22 protein-coding genes are annotated in these 24,307 nt (G+C 34.1%); 10 read left to right on the top strand and 12 right to left on the bottom strand.

Annotation, left to right across the window (positions count from 1 at the left end; translation table 11 throughout):
- A partial coding sequence (locus tag H7F21_RS14285) for a PorP/SprF family type IX secretion system membrane protein (protein ID WP_185789990.1) occupies nt 1-1,011 on the top strand: 1,011 nt, incomplete at its 5' end.
- A 42-nt stretch (nt 1,012-1,053) separates the two neighbouring features.
- Here the strand turns inward: H7F21_RS14285 and H7F21_RS14290 are convergent.
- Together H7F21_RS14290 and H7F21_RS14295 are read right to left on the bottom strand one after the other, a co-directional pair.
- Nucleotides 1,054-2,220: a vWA domain-containing protein gene (locus tag H7F21_RS14290; RefSeq protein WP_185789991.1), complete on the bottom strand. Its 1,167-nt coding sequence runs from the start codon at nt 2,218-2,220 to the stop codon at nt 1,054-1,056.
- A gap of 5 nt (nt 2,221-2,225) precedes the next feature.
- Nucleotides 2,226-3,254: an SIMPL domain-containing protein gene (locus tag H7F21_RS14295; protein ID WP_185789992.1), complete on the bottom strand. Its 1,029-nt coding sequence runs from the start codon at nt 3,252-3,254 to the stop codon at nt 2,226-2,228.
- Between the two features lie 256 nt (nt 3,255-3,510).
- Between H7F21_RS14295 and H7F21_RS14300 the strand changes: the two genes are divergently transcribed.
- The 3 genes from H7F21_RS14300 (at nt 3,511) to H7F21_RS14310 (ending at nt 6,984) form a co-directional block, all read left to right on the top strand.
- The gene (locus H7F21_RS14300) at nt 3,511-5,640 is read left to right on the top strand and encodes a histidine kinase (protein ID WP_246431495.1); all 2,130 of its coding nucleotides are present in this window, start codon (nt 3,511-3,513) and stop codon (nt 5,638-5,640) included.
- Nucleotides 5,641-5,727: 87 nt separating this feature from the next.
- Nucleotides 5,728-6,462, top strand: a complete 735-nt coding sequence (locus H7F21_RS14305; protein ID WP_185789994.1) for a LytR/AlgR family response regulator transcription factor — start codon at nt 5,728-5,730, stop codon at nt 6,460-6,462.
- A 6-nt stretch (nt 6,463-6,468) separates the two neighbouring features.
- Nucleotides 6,469-6,984, top strand: coding sequence for a gamma carbonic anhydrase family protein (locus H7F21_RS14310; protein WP_185789995.1), 516 nt, complete (start codon nt 6,469-6,471; stop codon nt 6,982-6,984).
- Here the strand turns inward: H7F21_RS14310 and H7F21_RS14315 are convergent.
- The 9 genes from H7F21_RS14315 to H7F21_RS14355 all read right to left on the bottom strand — a co-directional run bounded on the left by H7F21_RS14315 (nt 6,974) and on the right by H7F21_RS14355 (nt 15,580).
- Nucleotides 6,974-7,321 (bottom strand): GTPase, encoded by a 348-nt coding sequence (locus H7F21_RS14315; RefSeq protein WP_185789996.1) that lies wholly within the window; start codon nt 7,319-7,321, stop codon nt 6,974-6,976. The two genes, H7F21_RS14310 and H7F21_RS14315, sit on opposite strands and share 11 nt — an antisense overlap.
- Nucleotide 7,322: 1 nt before the next feature.
- Nucleotides 7,323-8,102: a glutamate racemase gene (gene murI / locus H7F21_RS14320; protein ID WP_185789997.1), complete on the bottom strand. Its 780-nt coding sequence runs from the start codon at nt 8,100-8,102 to the stop codon at nt 7,323-7,325.
- 66 nt (nt 8,103-8,168) lie between these two features.
- Nucleotides 8,169-8,669, bottom strand: coding sequence for an OmpH/Skp family outer membrane protein (locus H7F21_RS14325; protein WP_185789998.1), 501 nt, complete (start codon nt 8,667-8,669; stop codon nt 8,169-8,171).
- Nucleotides 8,670-8,701: 32 nt separating this feature from the next.
- Nucleotides 8,702-9,796, bottom strand: a complete 1,095-nt coding sequence (locus H7F21_RS14330) for an OmpH/Skp family outer membrane protein (protein ID WP_246431496.1) — start codon at nt 9,794-9,796, stop codon at nt 8,702-8,704.
- Between the two features lie 150 nt (nt 9,797-9,946).
- Nucleotides 9,947-12,526 carry a BamA/OMP85 family outer membrane protein gene (locus H7F21_RS14335; protein WP_185789999.1) on the bottom strand — a complete coding sequence of 860 codons (2,580 nt, stop codon included), beginning with the start codon at nt 12,524-12,526 and terminating at the stop codon, nt 9,947-9,949.
- A complete protein-coding gene (uppS, locus tag H7F21_RS14340; RefSeq protein ID WP_185790000.1) occupies nt 12,498-13,238 on the bottom strand; it encodes an undecaprenyl pyrophosphate synthase in 741 nt (246 codons plus the stop codon). The genes H7F21_RS14335 and uppS overlap by 29 nt, the downstream gene beginning before the upstream one ends.
- Before the next feature lie 2 nt (nt 13,239-13,240).
- Entirely contained in the window at nt 13,241-13,930 is a 690-nt protein-coding gene (porG, locus tag H7F21_RS14345) for a type IX secretion system protein PorG (protein WP_185790001.1), read from the bottom strand.
- A 111-nt stretch (nt 13,931-14,041) separates the two neighbouring features.
- Nucleotides 14,042-14,920 carry an NAD kinase gene (locus H7F21_RS14350; protein WP_185790002.1) on the bottom strand — a complete coding sequence of 293 codons (879 nt, stop codon included), beginning with the start codon at nt 14,918-14,920 and terminating at the stop codon, nt 14,042-14,044.
- Nucleotides 14,921-14,923: 3 nt separating this feature from the next.
- Complete coding sequence (locus H7F21_RS14355; protein WP_185790003.1) at nt 14,924-15,580, bottom strand: CBS domain-containing protein; 657 nt, start codon at nt 15,578-15,580, stop codon at nt 14,924-14,926.
- Between the two features lie 89 nt (nt 15,581-15,669).
- Between H7F21_RS14355 and H7F21_RS14360 the strand changes: the two genes are divergently transcribed.
- From H7F21_RS14360 to clpX, 6 genes are all read left to right on the top strand, one after another.
- Nucleotides 15,670-16,383 carry a pyridoxine 5'-phosphate synthase gene (locus H7F21_RS14360; protein WP_185790004.1) on the top strand — a complete coding sequence of 238 codons (714 nt, stop codon included), beginning with the start codon at nt 15,670-15,672 and terminating at the stop codon, nt 16,381-16,383.
- A complete protein-coding gene (locus H7F21_RS14365) occupies nt 16,380-17,144 on the top strand; it encodes an alpha/beta fold hydrolase (RefSeq protein ID WP_185790005.1) in 765 nt (254 codons plus the stop codon). Before H7F21_RS14360 ends, H7F21_RS14365 begins: the two co-directional genes overlap by 4 nt.
- 10 nt (nt 17,145-17,154) lie before the next feature.
- Entirely contained in the window at nt 17,155-17,502 is a 348-nt protein-coding gene (locus H7F21_RS14370; RefSeq protein WP_185790006.1) for a phage holin family protein, read from the top strand.
- A gap of 80 nt (nt 17,503-17,582) precedes the next feature.
- Complete coding sequence (gene tig / locus H7F21_RS14375) at nt 17,583-18,905, top strand: trigger factor (RefSeq protein ID WP_185790007.1); 1,323 nt, start codon at nt 17,583-17,585, stop codon at nt 18,903-18,905.
- A 155-nt stretch (nt 18,906-19,060) separates the two neighbouring features.
- Nucleotides 19,061-19,735 (top strand): ATP-dependent Clp endopeptidase proteolytic subunit ClpP, encoded by a 675-nt coding sequence (gene clpP / locus H7F21_RS14380; RefSeq protein WP_185790008.1) that lies wholly within the window; start codon nt 19,061-19,063, stop codon nt 19,733-19,735.
- A gap of 49 nt (nt 19,736-19,784) precedes the next feature.
- Nucleotides 19,785-21,014, top strand: a complete 1,230-nt coding sequence (clpX, locus tag H7F21_RS14385) for an ATP-dependent Clp protease ATP-binding subunit ClpX (RefSeq protein WP_185790009.1) — start codon at nt 19,785-19,787, stop codon at nt 21,012-21,014.
- Between the two features lie 73 nt (nt 21,015-21,087).
- Here the strand turns inward: clpX and H7F21_RS14390 are convergent, their stop codons facing one another.
- Nucleotides 21,088-24,171: a T9SS type A sorting domain-containing protein gene (locus H7F21_RS14390; protein ID WP_185790010.1), complete on the bottom strand. Its 3,084-nt coding sequence runs from the start codon at nt 24,169-24,171 to the stop codon at nt 21,088-21,090.
- Between the last annotated feature and the right edge of the window lie 136 nt (nt 24,172-24,307).

Genomic DNA, 24,307 nt, shown 5'->3' on the forward strand with positions numbered 1-24,307 from the left:
ATGAGATTAAGAAAATTTTGTTTAGTAGCATTTACAGTATTAGTAACAAATTTTGGTTTTGCACAAGAAGGCATTCCAATTTATTCGGATTATTTAACGGATAATTATTATTTAATACATCCATCAATGGCTGGAGTCGCAAACTGTGCGAAAGTAAGATTAACCGCTAGACAACAGTGGTTTGGTGTGGATGATGCACCCAGCCTGCAAACGTTAAGCATTAACGGAAGAGTTGGAGACTCACCTGTGGCGCTTGGTGGTGTTTTGTTTAATGATGCCAATGGTTATCACTCTACTGTTGGTGGTTATGCGACTTTCGCATATCACCTGATGTTTTCTAGAAATGAGATTGATCTTAATATGTTATCTTTTGGATTAAGTGCAGGATTTCTACAATATAAGTTAGATGAAACGGATTTTTTAGCACCAGGTGAATTTGATCAGCTCATTGCTGGTATAGAACAAAGTGCTACGAATTTTAATATTGATTTTGGGTTTTCTTATCATTTCGTAGATTTCTATGCTCATTTTACTGCTAAGAATATTTTAAAAAATGAAGGAATAAATTTTAATGACCAAGGTTTTGAATTTGATAACTTGAGAACTTATTTAGTTTCAGCAGGTAATACTTTTCAGAAGTTTGGAAGTGATTGGAGTTATGAACCTTCAATCATGTATATGTATAGAGATGCAACTGAAGAATCTTCAATTGATTTCAATGCAAAAGTATATCGCGAAATGGATTTTGGTAAAGTATGGGGTGGACTATCCTATAGACGTAGTTTAGATGGCGCTGAATTTCTTGATGGTTCCGATGTAAGTAGCCAAAAGCTGCAGTATATCACACCATTTGTTGGTGTTGACTACAACAACTTTGTATTCGCCTATACGTATTCCTATCAAGCCAACACTGTTAATTTTAATACTGGTGGTTTTCATCAATTAACCTTGGGTTATAACTTTAATTGTAGAAGGGAAAAATTTGAATGTAACTGTCCTGCTATAAACTAATACAAAAGGCCCAATTTAAAATTGGGCCTTTTCTTTTTCATCTTATTCCCATTTGTAGTTTTTCTTATTGGCTTGAGACTTTATAGCCTTTAACATAGCGTTTTCTAATGCGTTATCTGAATCTTTAGATTGTTTTGCTATATAACCTTTCCTTTTTTCATTCAAATAACTAATTGATTTTTGAAGTGTTTCACGTTCTTTTCTCTTCTTTTCAACATAAGATCTAATTTCCGTTTTTGACTTACCCTTTAATTCTTCAGGTAGTTGACTTTCTTTTAAATTATCATAAGAGAAATCTTCTTCTTGCTCTGCATCTACTAAGTCCCAAGAACTATTTTTATATAATCTTGTACTTTTACTCACCGTTCGACTGACTGCATTTGCTTTGTTATAACCCATGGCATTAGAGTCTTGTTCTGATTGCAGCTCCATTTTAGCTTTACCCTTTTTGCCGTAAGCGACATAAGTATTATTAAGCTTTTCATTTAGTTCTAAAATTTTATCGTCATATGGAGAAGCTACATGCACAGTAGCTTTATTATGATTAATAGCCATATAGTTTCCGTGAGTTAAATCTGCGCCATCTTTCCAATAACTCGAAATCCCTTGATCGTAATCTCCGCAGTAAATCGTATTTACAGTTACATCTTTTTGATGAGCCAGTTTTGAGGCATCTTTATAATTAACTTTCCCCTGCGTATAAGGCTCATTTCCTGCAATAAAAATGAACTTAAGATCGTCTTTTTTGTCATCCCAATTTAATTGGTTTAGAGCAGTCTGAATCACTTTACCACAGTATTCATTGCCTCCATTTGTAGTTAATGAGAATAATGATTTGGAAATTTCATCCAAATCATCGCTAAACGCTAGTACTTGTCTTAGATAGCCTTCCTCCGCATTGAGATTGTCGTTGCCATATTCGTAAAGTGCTATTTTAAGATTAGGATTTTGTGCTTTGCATTTCGCATAGGATAGCTCATTAACAATTTCCCAAAGCTGTGCTTTAGCTTGATCTATTAATCCATCCATGCTATTACTGGTGTCTAATAGGAGGGCAACTTTAATTTCAGGTTTTTTTGATTTTGATTTAGTTTCAATTTTAGTTTCTGTCAACACCAAATTTTGTTCTTTCTTTTTTGAATTTGCATTGCAAGCGATAGTAGTTGTAAAACTTAGCAATACTATAAAGGTTTTAAATATTGTTTTCATAATTTCTATTTTTTTGTGTTTAATTCTTTAACATCTATGGTTCCATTGGGTGAAATGACGTAGTATTTATGATCTATTTCGGTCTTTGTAATTGTTTCTTTTTTCTCTTTTGGTTTTGGCGTATAGATGAGTTTAATGTTCATTCCTATTTGAACTACAGGTTCTAAAATGGAGGGATTAATAACAACATCGTAACTTTCGTAAGTTAAAGGCTGGTAATAATATGAGGTTTGTTTTTGAGCAGATGTAATACCTTTGTCTTTTTTCAATGCTTCAAATGAAACACTGTTATAGGCTTGATAACTTTGATAAAAATCCTTGGGAAAATAACAGTATTTATCATCTGCTATAGCAATGTTGTATTCTGAAAGATCAAAGCCAAGTATGTTGTAATAGGTCTTTTTTTCTTCAATGAGTTTTAATAATTCATCCTGAAGATTTTTGTAAACATCTTGAATATTTTCAATGAAATAATCAACCTTTACCAAATTATAGACCTCGCTTTTGGCACAAGCTTCTAAAATGGTTTCAAATTGACTAGTTTTCTTAAATTGAATATGAATATTCTGCTGTAATTTAAATCCCTTAGGGACTTCAGTGTAGGTTTTGCTGAATAGTTTTTTAGTGACTTCTACTTCATAAACTGGTACAAAAGAGATGACATCGATCGCCATATTTTTTTGTGAGATACCGTTAGCGTTCAACCTCATTTTAATACTATCTATGCGTTGCTTCATTAAGCTATTTGTTTTTTCGGCAGTAGGACCAATTTGAGATAGGTTGAATATCGCGGTGTATGTTGTTGCACTTACATTTTGAAGGGCCTTGACATCAACGGTCAGTACATTGCTTGGATGTAAGATTTTGTTAATTTGTTGTTGTACTGTTGGATTGTAAATAGCAGCATTTCCGGCAGTTAAAATATTTTGACGAGAGATATCCTGTGTAATCTGATTGTAATTCCCCTTGTGTTGAGCGAGGATAATGTTTGAGCAAAGCAATATTACTATTACTACTAAATTAAAATGTTTCATTATGATTTTTTGTTTTTTGATTAATGCTGTAAAACTCTGTCGAAAGAATTTGAATTAAAATCTAGAATGAGTAAAGTGGTTCTACAAATGAGTAAAGTAGATTTGTCTTTTAGTTAGGAAGGCAAAATAGATAAGTCTAACCACTCCTTTCTTGATGTACTATTTTTTGAAACCAAATAAAGTATGTAAGTTTAGTCCAACTAATAAAAGTATTGTGAAGTTATTCAGAACATATATACTTAGTATGTTTTTTTGTTTGATTGCATTTTTAAGTCCCAGTCAAAACAGGGCAGAGCAAGAATCAAAAGCAGAAGTTTATTTTAATATAAGAGGTTCGGTTTATGATAAATCTTCTCATGATCCGTATAGTAATGTCAAAATATATGTCAATGGAGGGAAGTATACAACTACTAGCTTTGACGGTAGATTTACAATAAAAGCAAAGATTGGAGATGAGCTTATTATTAGTCATGATACGTTTGAAACCATTTATCATACTATATCATCTAATGAGCGAATCGACATTGAAGTTTTAGATGATGATGAAACATATTCGAGAAGGTCTAAAAATAATGCGACAACGCAACGTTTCAATCAAATGATAGATTCGGCTGACACGTATTTGAAAAAAGATGCTGCTAAGAGTATAAAGTTTGTTGGCGATGCTCTTAATGTTAATGTTTCAATTAATCAAAGTGCTGAGGCACACGAGTTGTTAGGCGATATTTATATGTATTGGAAACAGCACGACTTAGCAATATCAGAATATAAAATTAGTCTCCAAAATGTAGAAACGCCCTCTGCTAAACTTAAGTTGTCAAAAGCGTACTTAAATAATGGAGATTACCAGACAAGTATCTCTAGTTACGAAAACATTGACGAGAAGGAGCTTTCCAACTATCAAAAAACAGAATTGCATGAAGGTATAGGCGACGCCAATCTGCAAGCTAATAATACTTCTAAAGCCATATCAGCGTATGAAAAAGGTCTAAAAATTGCGAATAAGCATTTAATTGCGCCCAAGATCACTGATCTCAACTCTAAAATTGCTCAGGCCTATAATTTGAAAGGTGATAAAGTCAAGGCTAAAGATTTTTTTGATAACTCCTTAGACTTGGCTGCTAAAGAAAACAAGAAACGCTCCGTAGAAGAAAAGATAAAAGTAGCTGAATTTAACAGTGAGAATCGGGATTATGAAAGTGAGATAGTTCTCAGAAAACAGGCGTTGGAGGATATTGAGGATATAGAAAAGGATTCAATTATTCCAAATGAAAGCCCATTGACTTCTCAAAAGCAAAATTATAAAATAGGAAATGCGCTTATTTTACAAAATAGAAATGATGATGCCATACCATTTCTTGAAGAAAGTAGAAAAGAAGCTGACGAAAAAGGAGATTTAGTTGTAGGGAAAGATGCTACACGGAAATTATCTGAAGCACTTATTAAAAGTGGTGATACCGAAGAAGGTCTTGCTATGATTGAAAATTATGAAAATATTGTTGATGAACTATATGCTAAAAAGGAGCAGGAAATATCTCAAGCTGCGCGGTTTAGCAGGAATTTGGCAATTCAACAAAATAGAATTACAGCATTAGAGAGTGATAGAGCATTATCCAGAAGCACTTATGAGCTCACCCAGGAGCGCAACAAGCGACAACAACTCATTATTTATTCGCTTATTGGTGGATTGGTACTTCTTTTAATTACAGGTTTTTTAATGTATAAATATATTAAGCAGCAACGTTTGGCGAACAATTTATTGGCGTTGAAGTCCTTAAGAAGTCAAATGAATCCACATTTTATTTTTAATGCACTTAATTCTGTAAATAGCTTCATTGCCACTAATGATGAGCGCACGGCTAATAAATATTTATCTGACTTTTCACATCTTATGCGGTCTGTTTTAGAGAATAGTGAAGAAGATTTTATTCCGCTAAAGAAAGAAATAGAACTGTTGGATTTGTATACCAAACTTGAGCATTTTAGATTTCAGGATAAATTTGATTATTCTATTGATGTAAATGAACATGTTGACGTTAATGAATTTCAAATTCCACCAATGTTATTACAGCCATATATAGAGAATGCGGTATGGCATGGACTTCGTTATAAAACCGAAAAAGGTCATTTGAATATTGCCATAAGACCTAAAGCAAAAGATGAAATTACAATTACCATCACTGATGACGGTATTGGCAGAGTTAGGTCTAAAGCTTTGAAAACGGATAATCAGAAAAAGCAGAACTCTAAAGGCATGAACAATATAAAAAAGCGTGTTGCTATTTTAAACGAAATGTATAAAGATAAAGTAGATGTCATTATTGAGGATTTTCAAGATATAGAAGACGTAGGTACCAAGGTCGTCGTAACATTAAAAAAGGATTGATATGGAACATCCAATATTGAATTTAAATTTTAGTTTAACAGATAAGGATGTTCCATGTGAACATATTTATTTAATACCTATTAACACATGAAATTGAACGCCATATTAGTAGAAGACGAAGAAACGAGTAGACAAATTCTCAGGAATTATCTCATTAAATATTGCCCAAATATTTCTATTGTTGGTGAAGCAGCTAATGTAGATGAGGCGTTGATTTTAATTAGAAACAACGAATTAGATGTTGTATTCTTAGATGTGGAGATGCCTTATGGTAATGCGTTTGATCTATTGGAAAAAGTAGGAACGGTAGATTTTGAAACCATTTTTGTGACCGCATATAACCACTATGCGATTGATGCCTTAAATGCCCATGCCTCTTATTATTTAATGAAACCAATTTCCATAGATGAATTGATTAAGGCTGTAGATTATGTCACTGAGATTAAAACCAAGGAAGATGCACTACAAGATCAAGTTTTGGTGCCAAAAACTAATTCTGTTAATGGTAAGATTACGCTCCCACAGCAGGATGGGTTTGAAGTTATAGAAACTGATGATATTATGTATTGTAAAGCCGATGATAACTATACGGAAATTCATTTGAATAATAACAAAAAGAAGCTTGTGAGCAAGACTTTAAAATATATTGAAGAGAGCTTAAAAGATGCTAATTTTGCAAGAGTTCATAAAAGTTACTTGGTAAACGTAAATGAAGTTGTGAAATACGTTAAGGGAAAAGGTGGAAGTGTTGTTCTAAGTAATGGTAAAGAGATTATGGTATCTGCTTCAAAAAAAGCAGATTTATTATCTTATTTTAAATAATTAACTATGCCAATAATAAAGCCAGTAAGAGGAATTCATCCACATATACCAGAAGATTGTTTTATAGCTGATAACGCTACAGTTGTAGGTGAGGTCACTATGGGGAACCAATGTAGCATTTGGTTTAATGCTGTTGTAAGAGGTGATGTTCATTTCATAAAAATGGGGAATAAGGTTAATGTACAAGATTGTGCGGTTATTCATGCCACATATAAAAAGTCACCAACAACTATTGGAAATAATGTATCCATTGCTCATAATGCCATTGTACATGGTTGTACTATTCATGATAATGTTTTAATCGGGATGGGAAGTATAATTATGGATGATGCCATAATTCATTCCAACAGTATTATTGCAGCAGGTGCAGTAGTTACTAAAAATACGATCGTAGAATCGGGTAGTATTTACGCAGGTATGCCAGCAAAGAAAATTAAGGATATTAGTGAGGAATTAATCTCTGGAGAGATTAATCGCATTGCCAGTAATTATATTAAATACTCGGGCTGGTTTAGAGATTAGACTTTAACCTTGTGATTAGGTCTTCAATGTCTATGATCTCATCTAAAACTTCATTGTTTAGAACCGTAGTGAGCATATTGTTTTCTAATTTTAAAATAGAAGGATAAGCGATTTGTACATTCGGGAACGTGTTTTCGAACTCATCTTTATGGTAAAATTCCATATCTAGCTTACTCTCTTCCCTAAATGTTTTCCAGATAGCTTTTTCAGAAAAAGTGTCATAAGTTAAAGCACATATGCTGCATGGATAAGTTGATGGGCGAAGTAATTTATGCCCAACATCAAACAAAGCATTTAATTTTCCTGAATTGGCGTTATAGACGAGTATGACTTTCATATTAAAAATCTAAATATGAAGTGTTGAAACGTTCATTTAGTATTGCATCAAGAATTTCTGAATTTCCGTTTGAGTACAGTTTGATTGATGGTGCTTTTTTATCCATATTTAATAAACTGTTATTAGAAAGTACGGCTTGTGTTTGTTTGGCAACCGCCAGTCCAGAATCAATAATTTTCACACCTTCTGGAAGTATTTTAGATAGTATTGGAATGAGATAAGGATAATGCGTGCAACCTAATACCAAATAATCTATATTCTGTGCGATCATTGGTTTTAAATAAGTTTCTAGAAGTGTACGCATTTCATCAGACTCTAATTCTCCAGCTTCTATTAGAGGTACGATACCCTCACCAATCTGTTCCACTACTTTGATATTACTGGCATACAAATCTGTGGTTTTGTGAAATAATTGGCTGCTTAGGGTGCCTTTGGTCGCTAAGATACCCACAGCTTTTGATTTTGTCTTAAGTGCAGCGGGTTTGATAGCAGGCTCAATACCTATGAAGGGAACGTTGTATGTTTCCCTTAAAAAAGAAATCGCATTAGTAGTTGCTGTATTACAAGCAACAACTATGAGTTTACAGCCTTTATTTAATAATAATTCGGTGTTTTTTTTGCTGAACCTAACGATGTCTTCTTTGGGCTTATCACCATAAGGGGCATTTTTACTATCTGCTAAATATATAAAGTTTTCATAAGGTAAAAGCTCATGAATTTCCTTAAATATAGACGTGCCACCAACGCCAGAATCAAATATGCCAATAGGTTTGTTGCTCATTGTTACAAAAGTAAAAAGTCGCTTATAAACTAAGCGACTTTCAAAATATTATTTTTGAGATTTGATTTAAATACCCATTTCAGCCTTTACGTCAGCCAGAAGGTCCTTACCTCTTTTTACGATTAAGCCACCAGCTTCTAAGACATAATCATAGCCTTGAGCCGTTGCTACTTTTTCTATCGCTGTTTTAGCTTTATCAGTAATAGGTTTTAGCAAATCGAATTCCTTCTTTTGTAAATCTTGTTGTGCTTGTTGTTGAAATTGAGCTAAACTTTGTTTCATACCTTCAACCTCTTGCATACGTTTTACATTTGTTTCTTCTGTTTGAGCATCAGCCTCAGCATTATACTGGTTTAATTTTGCTTCTAACTCTTTTAGAGAACTTTGATAATCTGCCTGATAGGTTTTTCCAAGCTTCTCAATCTCTGCTTGTGCTGCCTTATATTCTGGCATAGCCTGTACAAGTTCTTGTGTATTAATATGTGCAATTTTACTTTGAGCATTGGTAAAACTAGTAGCTCCTATAAAAAGTGCTGTTGCAAATAATAACGTTTTTAAATGTTTCATTTTTTCTAAATTGTATTTGTGTGTTATAATTATTAATTGTTTTCTCCTTCGTTTTTCTTAGCTTTCGCTATAGAATCTCTTCGTTTTAGTTGTCTTTCGCGTTCTTGACGTGCCTTTTCTCTTTGTTCTAAAATTTTCTTTTTCCTAGCTTCTAAAGCTTTTCGTCTCTCTTCTCGATCCCTTGCTTTTATTTCTGCCGCTGTTAATGGCTTTTTAGTGCTTGTAGAATCTTTCTTTATGCTTTCTTTTAACTTAGTACTATCTGTCTTAATTGCATTCTTTGGTTTTGTGACAATACTGTCTTTAGCATTTGTTTTTGCTTCTTCGTTTTTAGATCCCTTATTGCGATTATCTAATACTTTTTGACGTCTCGCTTCTGCCTCACTTTTTTTAGCTGCTCTGATGGAATCTTGAGTAGCTCTTCTTGCTGCAAGCGCTTTTTCTCTTTCTGTACGTTTAGCTTCTAATTCTGCTTCTCTTGTAGCTTTTCTTTCGTCTAAAGCTTTTTGTCTTTCATCCTTTTCTTCGCTTACTACAGGGACTACCTCTTCATCTTCTAATTCTTTACGCTCTTTTTTGTTTTTTGCTTGACTACGTCTCGATGTTCTAGTAATTGTGCGCAATACCTGCTCACTTATATCATAGCGTTCGGCCGAGTAAAGCATAACGACGTCTGCGGACTTATCGAAAACGAAATCAAATTTTTTCGTTTCGGCGATTTGCTGAACCGCTGAAAATATTTGATCCTGTATGGGTTCTATCAACTGACGTTTCTGAATTATTAGATCGCCATTTGGACCAAATCGTTTTTGTTGATAATCTATAATCTCAGCCTCTTCAAAAGAAATATCTTCCATGCGCTCTTCATATAACTCCTTGGTCAATAGCACGCTTTCATTTTCAAGTTCTTTTTTCTTTTGCTCTATGACACTGAGTTTCTTTTCTATTTCAGTCTTCCATTGTTGTACTTTGTTATCGAGTTGCGTTGATGCCTCTTGATATTCGGGAACATTTTGAAGAATATATTCAGTATCTATATAGCCAATTCTTACACCACGTTGCGCATTAACACTAAAGCTCATTAGACCTATTATTGCCAATAAAAAAAGAACTTTAAATTTCATCATTTCTGTTTTTTGTTTTGAGACATTTTTAGTAAACCAAATGTTTCTTTGTTTTTAGTGTCACTAATCTTCAAATTTAACGAAATATATCTTTAAAAATTTTAACACCATGATGAAATCTGTATTAGGCTATTAGAAAATATCGTGCCAAACTTAGAATTGTTGACCAATTATGAAGTGTGTTTCCCACTTTCTTGGTGAAGAACCATCTGGTAAATCATCAAATGCATGACCAAAGTCAATACCCAGTAAACCAAAAGCAGGCATAAAGATACGCAGCCCAACACCAGCAGATCGTCTTAAATTAAATGGATTGAAATCTTTAAAATCATTTAAAGACTGTCCGCCTTCTAAAAACGTAAGAGCATATATCTTGGCTTGGGCACCCAATGTAATTGGGTATCGTAATTCTAAAGAAAATTTATTGTAGATAGATCCGCCATCTTGAGAAGATAGTGAATTATCTGGATAACCACGTAATTGTACAATCTCTCTACCATCTAGCGCAAAATTTCCTAAACCGCTTCCTCCAACAAAAAAGCGTTCAAAAGGAATAACACCTCTATCATTATTATAAGCTCCAAGTAATCCGAATTCTACACTTGGTTTAAGAACTAATTTCCTAGTCAGTGCGGTATACCAGTCTACTTTAAATTTTATCTTGTAGAACTCTAACCATTTAAAACGTTCTTGGTCAATTTCTCCGATTCTAGCAAAATCATCGGCATCTGTAGGATCTAACGCATCTCTTTCTTCACTTAATGCTCCATAATCGACACCATTGAATAAAGAGTAAGGCAACGAAAATTTAGCAGAAACTGAAAAGCTAGAACCACCAGTTGGGAATATAGGGTCAATGGTTAAGTTATTTCTACTTAAACCTATAGTATAAGATAGGTTGTTGGAAGTGCCATCCCCAAAGGTAAAGAGACCAGTATTATAATTCTGTAAATCGTAATGTTGATAGCTTAATGCTTGCGATAATAAGAAAAAATCATCTGGTTTTCTAAGTCGTGTTGCCAAACCAAAAGTTAATCCAGTAATATTAAAACGTCTGCTTCTATCAGGTCTACGAGTCTGAGGATTAAATAAAAACTGTCTAGAATGCGAAAGCGATGTCGACAATTGAAAAGGTTTTTTACCTCCAAACCATGGCTCACTGAATGAAAAACTGTAGGTTTGAAAAAACTGACTTGCCTGTAAACGCAAGGCTAAACTTTGACCATCACCTCTAGGGACAGGTTTGTAAGCCTCTTTCTTAAATATGTCTTTTATGGCAAAATTATTAAAAGATAATCCTAAAGTACCAATAAAACCTCCACCGCCGTAACCACCTTGTAGCTGTATTTGACTAGAACCTTGCTCTGCGACTTCATATTCAATATCCAATGTGCCATCAACAGGATTAGGGTTCTTAATATTTGGCGTTAATTGTTGTGCGTCGAAAAAACCAAGCTGCCCAAGTTCTCGTAGAGTCCTTATAATTTGCGATTTACTGTAGAGCTGGCCAGGACGTGTTCTAATCTCCCTATAAATAACATGATCATTAGTAACGTCATTACCAATGACCGTTACATTGTTATAATAAGCAGGTTTACCTTCGGAAATACGTATTTCCATATCTATGACGTTACCATCTGCACTAACTTCTACTGGATTGATTGTAGAGAACATGTAACCGTTGTTCTGATATAAATTTGTTAGATCTTGAGCATCAGGATTTTTAGTATTTGCAATGCGCTCCCTAAGCTCTACACCATTATAAGTGTCTCCTTCTTTTATACCAAGAACCAAAGCCAATTGTCTATCTGAATACACAGTATTACCTACAAAGTTAATTTTGCCAAAGGTGTATTTTTCGCCTTCTTCAACTTTAATGTTTAGGCTTACAGTCTTATCGTCATTATATATTATAGAATCTGAAATAACCCTTGCATCTCTGTAACCATTCTCTTTGTATTTATCGACTAGGCTTACTAAGTCTTCTCTGAAATCCTCTTCTATATATTTTGAACGCTTAAAAATGCGCAAAGGACTTAGACTTTTCTGCTTCGTATTTTTCATGGCCTTACGAAGCTTTTTGCCACTCAACTTTTCATTACCATCGAATACGATTTTCTTAATTTTTACTTTTTGACCTTTATCTATGGCAATGCGCATATTAACCCGTTCTTTCTCAACAGAATCAATTACTTCGGAAGTGGTAATACGTACATCTGTATTTAAAAAACCTTTCTTTTTGTATTTATCGGTTAAATAATTTCTAGTCGTTGCAATAAGATTTTCGGTAACTTTTACACCAGACTGTAGCTTATTTTCACTTATAATTTCATCTTTTTTTCCTTTTTTGACGCCCTCAATAGTAAGGTCTTTAAGTTCTGGTAAGTCAATAAGACGGATTTCTAAATTAGCTGTATTTCCATCAATATCTGTTATAAAAATATCTATACTGCTGAAAAGGTTAGATTTCCAAAGTGTTTTTACGGCATTGGCAATTTTTTCACCACCAACCTGGATTTCTTCATTTTTTCTTAGCTTAGAATAGGCAATTATGGTTTGTTGACTAAAATTGGTGTTACCAGTAACTGTGATTTCTTTTATTAGATATTTTGCTCCATCTTCAACTTGGGCATTACCAATCGTTGAAATTGTAAAAAGCAATATGGTGCAAATAAGTTTAGTAAGGGTATTCAAAACTTTTGTGCTAGGTGAGTTGTTCACTTGTCTTTCCAAATCTTCGTTCTCTGTTTTGATAATTTATTAGCGCCTCGTATAGATTTTCCTTGGTAAAATCTGGCCATAAAATATCTGTAAAATATAATTCTGCGTAAGCTATTTGCCAAAGCAAAAAGTTACTGATGCGTTGTTCACCACTTGTACGAATCAAGAGGTCTACATCTGGTAAATTTTGCGTGTAAAGATGCTTATTTATAATTGATTCATCAATACTTTCAGTAGAAATTATATTATTTTTAACTTTAAGTGATAATTCTTTAATAACATTAACAATTTCTTCACGAGAACCATAGCTAAGTGCTAAAGTTAATGTCATATTCTTATTGTTTTTTGTCTTTTCTATAACATCTAAAAGTTCCTGGTGCGCCTTTTTTGGTAAATCTTGTAAACAACCAATTGCTGATAGCTTTATGTTATTATCCTGTAATGTTTTGATCTCTTTTTTTAATGACTTAACTAAGAGTTTCATCAAAGTCTGAACTTCTAGTTTTGGCCTATTCCAGTTCTCCGTAGAAAATGCGTAAAGTGTTAGATTTTTTATACCTAATTCTGCACTGGCTTCTACTACCTGTCTTACGGATTTTGTACCGTTTTCATGCCCAATGACACGCATAAAGCCTTGTTGTTTAGCCCAACGGCCGTTACCGTCCATAATAATAGCGACATGGTTTGGAAGTTTCGTTTTATTTATCTGTTCTTTCAGGCTCATTTTTAAAAATTGCAATAGCAAGGTCGTCTACCAAAGGTGTAAGTTAATGTAATTCCCGTAAATACATACCAATCATTACTATTTGTATTTCCAAAACTAAACTGCTCTCTATAGTCGGCATCGGGTACACTACCATCCAGTTCATCCGAAAACGTATAACGAGCTCCTATTTCTGCTGCTAAGATTAAATGATTTGAAATATTTGATTTATAGCCTAGTACCATAGGTATTCCAAAGGCCCAACTTGAGTTGTTTTCTGAAGTATATTCGCCGCTGGAAGTGAAAAAATAGTTGTCATGATTTACAACTGAAATGCCTGAATAGAGGTAGGGTGTTCCCTTTATGCCACTTGTGTGTAGATCGAATTCCCAAAACGTAAATTCCATACCAGCAGAAACTTCAAAAACACTTGTATTAAATTCGTAACCTCGTTGTTTTCTTCTAGGATCATCTGATTTCCCATCAATGCCCTCTAAGTCCGAGAATATTGCGGATACTCTAAACGAATGTCTTGCACTTCTATTCCATTTTGCAATTGCACCAAAAGCAAATTGATTTGGAGATATATAATTTGTTGCCCCAACATCACCTATAAAGTTGCTTCCTCCTGCAAATATGCCTATCTCATATATCTGAGCGTTAGTATTTTGATGGGAACAAATGATTATTAAAAATGGGATTAAATACCTCATAAATTTTTCAAAGTTTGCAAATATAACAATTATGACTAGCCTATAACAATTTGACACAAATTGTCTTACAGATAAACAGTATTCACAGGTATTTATTGTGTTTTTTTAAGTTTAATTACGACGGTCTTCGCCCCAAAGTAACTTTTTTCTAAGTGTGTCTAAAAAAGTTTCGTCCAAGCGCTCTACCATCTTAATTACAAAGTCGGCTTTCTTGATGGTAACTGTAGTTGTGTTTGGAAGAGTGGCAATTCTAGAATCAAGTGACATTAAAAACTGATCTTCCCTTCCATCTACTCTTAGAGTAACAACAGTACTATCTGGAATAATCAAAGGTCTCGCACTAAGGTTATGAGGTGCAATAGGTGTCAATGCAAAATTGTTGGCATCTGGAGCAATTACCGGGCCTCCGCAACTAAGAGAGTATCCAGTAGAGCCCGTTGGAGTTGATAAGATAAGACCATCTGCCCAATACGATGTCAGATACTCATCGTTTAAATGAGTTTCTACGGTTATCATGGATGTGGTATTTTTTCTGCTTAAAGCAACCTCGTTTAGAGCAAAGTTAGTATGCTCAATATCACTATTTATTGGAGACGTGGAGACACTTAATAAGGAGCGTTCAGAAATTTTGTAGTCACCTTTAAGTATTTCCGGAATTGCAATTTCTATAGCATCAGTTTGTACTGTTGCCAAAAATCCCAATCGACCAGTATTTATACCAACTATGGGAATATCTAAATCTCTAACATAGGTAATTGCTCTTAATATTGTGCCATCACCTCCAATACTAATCAATAAGCCATAGCTTTTGTCTAGGTTCTCAAAAGTTCTAATTGCAGAATTGCTTTGAATAGTGCCATTCTGTTGTTTTAAAAAGTCAGTTTCAACGAAGATATCGGCCTTATTTTCAAGCAGAATTTTTAAAAGAATTTCGAATGCCTTTTGGGTAGACTCTTTGAGGTAATTTTGACCGTAAACAGCTACTTTCATAAATTACATATTCAGATATTTATCAAGATATTGTGAGCGGTCTTTTAAGCTTTCTATATAGGAATCTTCTTCATGCCCAGAAATAATATTGTAGCTATAGCGTCTAAAAGTCTGAATCACTTCGTTAAGGCTAGCATTACCTATCTTCATGGTAATACTCACCAAATCGCTATCCATTTTTGATATGAAAGCACCTAACAATTTTGCGTTATTAGATTCGACAATCTGACTTATTTCACTAAAAGAGTAGTCTTGAAGTCCTTTTTCAACAATCAAAATACCTCCAGGCTCAGCGAAAAAAGGCGTCTCATTAAACAAGTGCATAATATCGTTAAGCTCGTAATAGCCAAGATATTGATTGTTCTTGTCCAACACTGGCATTATGTTAGAGTCGTTTTGAGCAAAGGCCTCTAGCACATCGAGCCAATTTGTTGTAGATCTCACAAAAAAACCTTCAATGGTATAATTACAATCGTTTATTGATTTGGCACCATCAAAACAATGTGCATCAGTTTCAGATATGCAACCTATATAAATGTCATTATTTTTTACGGGAATGTGTGAATAGGTCAATTGATTAAACAACATCTGTAAATCACCAATCTTATCCGTAATATTAAGGGGTTTTATGTCATTTATCACTAAATCTTGTAATTGCATAATTGGATTTTATTGTCTTGCAAATTAATCAAAAATTACCATAAAAAGCGTGTTCTACTTTGTATTTTTGTATTCAAAAATAGAATGAAATGGCAAAGCTGAGTGTTAACATAAATAAGATTGCGACTTTAAGGAATAGTCGTGGTGGAGACATACCAAATGTCGTTCAATTTGCTAAAGATGTGCAAGGATTTGGGGCTGAGGGAATAACTATTCATCCAAGACCTGATGAGCGTCATATTCGTTATAAAGATGCATATGATTTAAAATCGGAGGTTTACACCGAATATAATATTGAAGGTAATCCGGTCCCGAAGTTTATGGATATGGTGTTGGAAATAAAACCAACCCAAGTGACTTTAGTACCAGATGCTGAAGATGCTATTACTTCTAATGCAGGCTGGGATACACTAAAGCACAAAGATTTTTTAATTGATGTCATTAAAGAGTTCAAGAATAACGGTATCAGAACATCTATTTTTGTTGATCCTGACCTACATCAAATAGAAGGCGCTAAGGAAACAGGAACAGACCGTATTGAATTATATACAGAAGCTTATGCACATCAATACGGTTTGGGTAACAAAGAGGCTATAAGGCCATATATGGCCTGTGCTGGTTTGGCAAATGCGATAGGTTTAGGGATTAACGCAGGCCACGATCTGTCCTTGGATAATATTAAATTTTTCAAAGAAAATATTACCGGTCTTTTAGAAGTTTCCATAGGACATGCTTTAATTGCAGAAAGCCTTTATTTAGGTGTGGAACAAGTTGTTAAAATGTACCTAGACAAGCTGAAATGATTTTACACTCAAATATCATTGGTGAGGGAAAACCATTCGTGATTCTACATGGATTCTTAGGTATGGGAGACAACTGGAAAACTTTGGCCAAAGAATTTTCCGAATCTCATTTTGAAGTGCACTTAGTAGACCAACGTAACCATGGTCGCAGTTTTCATGCTGATGAATTCGATTATGAGGTAATGGCGGAAGATCTTAAACTTTACTGCGATGCCCATAATCTGATAGATATTGTATTATTAGGTCATTCCATGGGAGGAAAGACCGCAATGCTATTTGCTGCAAAGTACCCACATTTGGTGAGTAAGTTATTAGTGGCAGATATTTCGCCAAGATACTATCCTGTGCATCATGATGCCATTTTAGAAGGCTTGAGTAGTTTGAGTTTTTCTGAAATTAAAAGTAGGGGTCAAGCTGATAAGACTTTAAGCAGTTACGTTCATGACATTGGCACAAGAATGTTCTTGCTCAAAAACTTGTATTGGGTAGAAAAAGGTCAACTTGGATTGCGAATTAATTTAGCGGTCTTAAAAGAAAACGTGTCTGAGGTTGGTGAAGCATTGCCAATACATGCCACTTTTGAAAAAGACACCCTGTTTTTACGTGGAGATAAATCAGAATATATTGGTGAATCAGATGAGGCAATTATTCAACGTCATTTTCCGAGTTCTAAAATAGTCACCATCTCAAACGCTGGACACTGGCTTCATGCAGAGAATCCTAAGGACTTTTATCATGTAGTTATTGATTTTTTGTCTTAATTTTATAGATATGAATGTTATTATCAAACTATTACTAAATGCCATTGCTGTTTTCGTTCTTGCCGAAATCTTAAATGGTGTTTCAGTAGACAATTACATCACCTCATTAATTGTGGCAGTTGTGCTCTCTATACTGAATGTATTGGTTAAGCCCATATTAGTCATACTAACGTTGCCAGTTACTATACTAACTTTAGGGCTATTTTTGTTCGTAGTTAATGCCTTAATAATTTTGTTGGCAGATAGACTTATAGATGGTTTTAGAGTCGATGGCATTTGGACAGCGATCCTTTTTAGTGTGCTACTATGTATACTACAATCATTATTGCATTCGTTCCTAAAAAAGGATAAAAAGTAGCTAAAAATCAAAGGCTTAAAACTATTGTCGGGTTGTAAAAAATATTGTATTTTTGCAGCCCAATTTTAGTTTCAAGAATAATGAACATTACAAGAGAAAACATCGATGCATTAAATGCAGTTGTAAAAGTTGATATCGCTAAGGAAGACTATAGTGATAAAGTTGAGAAAATCTTAACAGATTACCGCAAGTCTGCTAACATTCCTGGTTTTAGAAAAGGCCATGTGCCAATGGGAATGGTTAAAAAACAATATGGCAAAGCTGTATTGGTTGATGAGGTAAACAAATTACTTCAAGATGCTTTAGGGAAGTATTTAGTGGAGGAAAAATTAGATGTTTTAGGTAATCCATTGCCAAAGCCACAAGATGATTTGGATTGGGATGCTGATGCTTTTTCTTTTGAATTCGAGTTAGGTTTAGCACCAGAATTTGATGTAAAACTAAAAGGAAAGAAAGCCATTACACATTACAACATTGTTGCAGATGATAAAATGGTTAACAATCAAATAGAGCATATCCAAAAGCAATACGGTAAATTAATATCCCAAACTGAAGTTACTAAGGATGCTGAAATCACAGGTAAGTTTACCAATGAGGAAAAAGGTATTGAGAATGTTGCCACAATAACTCTAGATAAATTCAAAGGAAAAACTAATCCTAAAAAATTAATCGGAGCCAAAGTTGGCGATGTTATTACATTAAAGACTAAAGGTCTATTTAATGATGACCATGATCTAATGACGTTTTTAAAGGTGTCTCATGATGATGCACATGACTTGAATGTAGAGGTGGATTTTGAAATTTCAGAAATCAATGAGCGTGAATTAGCGGATTTGGATCAAGAATTATTTGATAAACTTTTCGGACCAAAAGAAGTAACTTCTGTAACTGAATTGAAACAAAAGATTAAGGAAGATTCAGAAAAGCAATTCAAACAACAAGGTGATCAGAAGTTATTGAATGATGTGACTGAATATCTAGTTGAAAGCACAAAATTTGATTTGCCTGGAGAGTTTCTTCAAAAATGGATGCAAACTGCTGGTGAAGAACCAATGACAGAAGACCAAGCAAAAGAAGAATACGAAAAGTCTGAAAAAAGCATGCGTTACCAGTTAATAGAAGGTAAGCTAATACAACAGCATAACTTACAAGTTCAGTTTGAAGAAATGAAAGCTTATGCCATTGAAATGATAAAAGGACAGATGGCGCAATTTGGACAAATGAATTCTACTGAAAAAGAGTTAGAGGACATTGCAGCACGTATCTTATCAAACCAAGAAGAAGTTAAAAGACTGTCTGAGCAATTGATGAGCCAGAAACTACTAAACTTATATAAAGCTGAAGCAAATCTTAAAACAAAGGAAATCACTTATGATGATTTTGTTAAAGAATTTTACAGTTAATCGATAAGGAATAAATTAGTATCTTTAAGGCGTAAAACTGTTGAGTTTTACGCTTTTTTTATGTGTATTCTCATAAAGAAAAATCGATATAAACCCTGAACTTGTCTCAGGATCTTAAAAAAACAAATTTCATTAATTAATAGAATAAAGTTTAAATGAATTACGGAAAAGAATTTGAAAAGTTCGCTACTAAAGATCAAGGAATAAGCAGTATGCATTACGATAAAATTATCACAAGTATGTATCCTACCAATTTAACTCCTAATATAATAGAAGAACGCCAAATGAATGCGGTTGCTATGGATGTGTTTTCGCGTTTAATGATGGATCGTATTATCTTTTTAGGTACTGGAGTTAATGATCAAGTAGCCAATATTATTCAAGCGCAACTATTATTTTTACAGAGTGTAGATGCTTCAAAAGATATCCAGATTTATATCAATTCTCCAGGTGGAAGTGTATATGCCGGTTTAGGGATTTATGACACGATGCAATTTGTAAAACCAGATGTTGCCACAATATGTACAGGTATCGCAGCGTCCATGGCAGCAGTATTATTATGTGCTGGTGAGAAAGGAAAGCGTTCTGCACTAAAACATTCTCGTGTTATGATTCATCAACCTATGAGTGGTACGCAAGGTCAGGTTTCTGATATGGAAATTGCGGTTCGTGAAACGATTAAAGTAAAAGAAGAACTTTATAATATTATTTCTACACATTCGGGTAAACCTTACGAACAAGTGGAGAAAGACTCAGATAGAGATTACTGGATGAAGTCAGATGAGGCATTAGCCTATGGAATGATTGATGAAGTTTTAGAACGTAAGTAATTAAGCAGTAACCCTTGCGACTAAAATCTCCTAAATAAGAACTAAGATTATGGCAAAAGAAGAATTAGAATGTTCATTTTGTGGTAGGAAAAAGCCAGAGACCAATTTACTAATAGCAGGATTAGACGCACATATCTGTGACCGTTGTATAGAGCAAGCTCATGGAATTGTTATTGAAGAATCCAAGCAAACAGGTAACACAGAGTTAAGTGCAGAGCTAATGCTAAGAAAGCCAAAAGAAATTAAGGCCTTTTTAGATGAGTATATAATTGGACAAGAGTATACAAAGCGTGTTATGTCTGTTGCGGTATATAATCATTATAAGCGTTTATTGCAACCACCGACTGATGATGATATTGAAATACAAAAAAGCAATATCATTATGGTTGGGCAAACAGGTACTGGTAAAACCTTGATGGCAAAAACCATTGCTAGAATGCTTAATGTACCATTAGCGATTGTTGATGCTACAGTTTTAACGGAAGCAGGTTATGTTGGTGAAGATGTAGAAAGTATTCTAACACGTTTGTTGCAAGCTGCAGATTATAATCTTGAAAAAGCACAACGCGGTATCGTTTTTATTGATGAGATTGATAAAATTGCACGTAAAAGTGATAATCCATCTATAACGAGAGATGTTTCAGGTGAAGGTGTACAACAAGCATTATTGAAGTTACTTGAAGGTACTGTTGTTAATGTACCACCAAAAGGAGGTCGTAAGCATCCAGACCAAAAATTTATAGAAGTGAATACGGAACACATCTTATTCATTGCAGGTGGTGCTTTTGATGGTATAGAACGCGTGATTACGAAGCGTCTCAATATGCAAGCTATTGGTTACAGTTCTGTAAAGGATGATAATGTTGATGATGATAATATACTACAATACATCATTCCAAAAGATTTAAAGGATTTTGGATTGATACCAGAAATTATAGGTCGATTACCTGTTTTAACACATATGGATCCTTTAGATGCCAATACATTAAGAGCTATACTAACAGAGCCTAAAAATGCCATAATAAAACAATACAAGAAGTTGTTTTCTATGGATGAGGTAGAGTTTAGTATTACGGAAGGTGCATTAGGCTATATTGTAGATAAAGCTATAGAGTATAGGCTAGGTGCAAGAGGATTACGTTCTCTATGTGAAGAAATACTTACCGAGGCTATGTTTGATTTGCCAGGTTCAGGGGAAACAAAATTAAATGTTACAAAATCCTATGCTGAAGACAGATTATCTAAATCTACATTAAAGAAGCTTAAGGCTGTTTCTTAAAAGAAGTTTGCTATTCACTAAATTTAAAACCTCTTGGATTGATTTATCCAAGAGGTTCATTTTTTATACTATTTTACTTATCTAATATTATTTGAAATACCTGCTCAGTGTTATTGTGTATTATCTTTAGAAAATATTTCCCATTTGGGAATTCAGATGTATTTAATTGATACTTTCCATCCACTAGATTTCTAGTCCGCTTTTTTGTCTTTAATAAATTACCACTAAAGTCGAATAACTTTATTGTAACCTTAGTGTTATCATCAATTGTATAGGCTGTATCAACATTAGAATTTATTACAGCTGTTTCAACAATTTCTAAATTGTCATTTTTTATAGGGTTCTGAGCCAATCTAAAATTGTCAAAATCACCTCCATCAGAGCAATTGGTAAATTCAATAACTAAAAATGTTGGTACACTCCAACCACAATTATCTCTTGTTCTAACTGTAACAATGCCGGAAGTTGGTTGATAACTAAAGAACTGTGCATTATTATACGTTGTTAACATATTAAAATTACCTGAGACTTGATTCCACTCCCATTCAAATGCGCTTGATGGTGTAGTAAAGTTTATATATCCATAGTGCAAAGTGCAGAATGAGAACGATGCAATTTGTTCACCATCTTTGCCATATATTATAGGTCTTTGCGAACCTGTCTGTATCTCTTTGGCTATCTCAACATCGTTGCAATCAGTTTCAATAAAAGCTGTTAAGGTTGCTCTGCCACCAAAATAACCCGTAGGTGTTAATGTGGCACTATTTCCGTTTTGAGTTAATGTAAAACCTCCTGTTGGTGATACGCTCCAATTTACGAGAACACCAGGCCTTAGGTTATTAACATAATAAGTCTCTGAGCTCGAATTACATATTTGATCGGAACCAATAATTACTAATGGTAGGTCATTGGGACAGTTTGAGGCACAAGAATAGAAGCCTTCTTCGTTATCATCATCTAATTCTTCTATAAGCCAATTGCCATTATTCAAGGTAAATTGAATATGCTGTTCACTATTTAAGTCATTAGTAAAGAAATTGTCAAAAGGCACATCCTTTGGTGCTCTAGGAGGCGATAATGGGGAATAGGTTTTGTTTAAGTCCCTTATGCCAATGGTTTGTGTCCCACTTCCAATATCCAGACTGCTGTAAGTTGGGATAAAGTTAAATTGTCTTTCTAGGACATATTGATCCAGTTCTTGTGGAAGGTTTGCAAAACCTTCAAGATCAAAAATACCTCCGCTAGCATTATCCAAAGGTAACATTGATGATAACGAATTTAATCTCTCTTCATCAATTAATGGTTCCTCTACATCTACAAGAAATAATATAGTCTTCTCTATAAAAATTTTCCCTTTATAAATTTGCTTTGATTGTTGACTTGGTAACGCTCTTAGACGAAATTGTGCTTTAATGTCGGTATCTGTAGATAACAATGAACTTAATGCTTTTAGGGGGTTAACGGATAATCCGTTTAAAATTGCTAGTGCAATATTGGTTACAAAAAATGGCAAATCTACCCTGACGTTTATGTCTACTAATTTGTCATAAGGATTAAATTCTAGAGGAGTCCCACATTCAGATCCATTTGCAATGGCTATATTACGTATACCATTTTGTTGTGGATACCCCATAGTACTATATTCAGTTAGAAAAGAACTATATAGAGTTGTATTATCTACAGATACATTATCACCTGTACCTTGTAATTGATATGTAAGCATTTGTTGTGCAGCAGGTGTTCTAAGTAATGCTAAGCCTTCTTCTAATCCAGGTATTTCATCAGATAGGTCAACAATATTAATATCAAATAAACTAAAAAATACTGGTATGCCAATTTCTTCTCCAACCAAATGCCTCACAAAGGCCTGAAATGCTAGAGGTACATTAGCACCTTGGTGAGGTGTGTCATGACTAATATATAGCTTAGTGTCATGGGTTTCTCCATTAATTTCCATATCGCGTAAAGCATAGCGCGCTACTAAACCTCCCATACTCATGCCTAAAACTACGTTTTGCTCATTACCGACTTTTTGGTTATTAACCCAATCGATAACTGCTTCTAACATATAAGCATTACGTTGAATGAAATCTGTACTGTTTTCAAAATCTACAAATACCAAATCATAATCCTCATCTTCTATAGCTTGATTTAAGGAATTAAAACCTGCACCTGCAATTATATCTACCAATAAACCACCTGGATTATTGAAATTTATCAAACTATCATAATCAAAAGAGTTATTTGGATCAAAACCTTCAACCACTATAAGTGGTTTTGTAAGTTGCGTATGACCTGGTGCCAACTCCACAGTTACTAAACCCGTAGTAGAACTCCCTTGATATGGGTTACCTGTTATTGGTTCTTCATTAAATAATAAACCAAAACCGTTAAATCTAGCCTGATTACTACCCCCACTAGAGATGTAATCCACCCAAATCTTGGATTGGCTATATAATTTGGTGCCATTGCTATAGCTAAACTTTACCCTAAGTTCTTTTTCACCACCAGAAGTATAAGTAATGTTTTGCGCCGAGTTTAGAGTTACAGTTTGGTAACCATTACCATCGTCAAAATCGATTTGGACTTGGTTCAAAGTCGAGCTGCTATTAGTGTATATTAAACTGCTCGGTAATTTAAAAGTAAATGTATTGCCTTGTAATTGTTTTTTTAAAGGGCTTACGGCAAAAATGGTTTTAGTATCGTAAGGATTTCTACCTTTAACATCATAGATACGGTCTTTAATGACTTTAACATCACCATTACTTACTGCTTTATCCTTATACTGTTGATATGCGTAATATTGTGCTGCAAAAAGTACATCTTGAGTACTATTATTCTGTTGCGTTTCGAGGTTGTCAAAAACCATGTTAGGCGCCGTCATTGATTCTGCCACACTACCTATGCGCATAGTATATAATGAGGAGTATAGGGATTGCCATTGGGTTTTGTCTACTACATTATTGGTATTGAGAACACCATTGTAAGCCTCAATCTCATTAAAGCGTATACCGAACTCTTTCAGATAGCCAGTTGTGACCTTAGATTTATTAATGTTTCCAAAAATATGCTGCATACGATTGTAATAGGCATTGTTTTGTGCATTGCCCAAAAACAATGCACAAGAGAGTACAGTAAAAAAGAGTAATTTTTTCATACATAATTGATTTAGATTAATTATTTTGTAATGGATCTTTCACCGTTATTCAACGGTTTATTTTCCTTATGTTCAGTTAAGGCTTTATTTGTTACCCAATTGGTCCAAAAATTTCTATCTCGTTACTAATAAATGT

The sequence above is a fragment of the Winogradskyella flava genome, assembly GCF_014243395.1.
Taxonomy (GTDB): Bacteria; Bacteroidota; Bacteroidia; order Flavobacteriales; family Flavobacteriaceae; genus Winogradskyella; species Winogradskyella flava.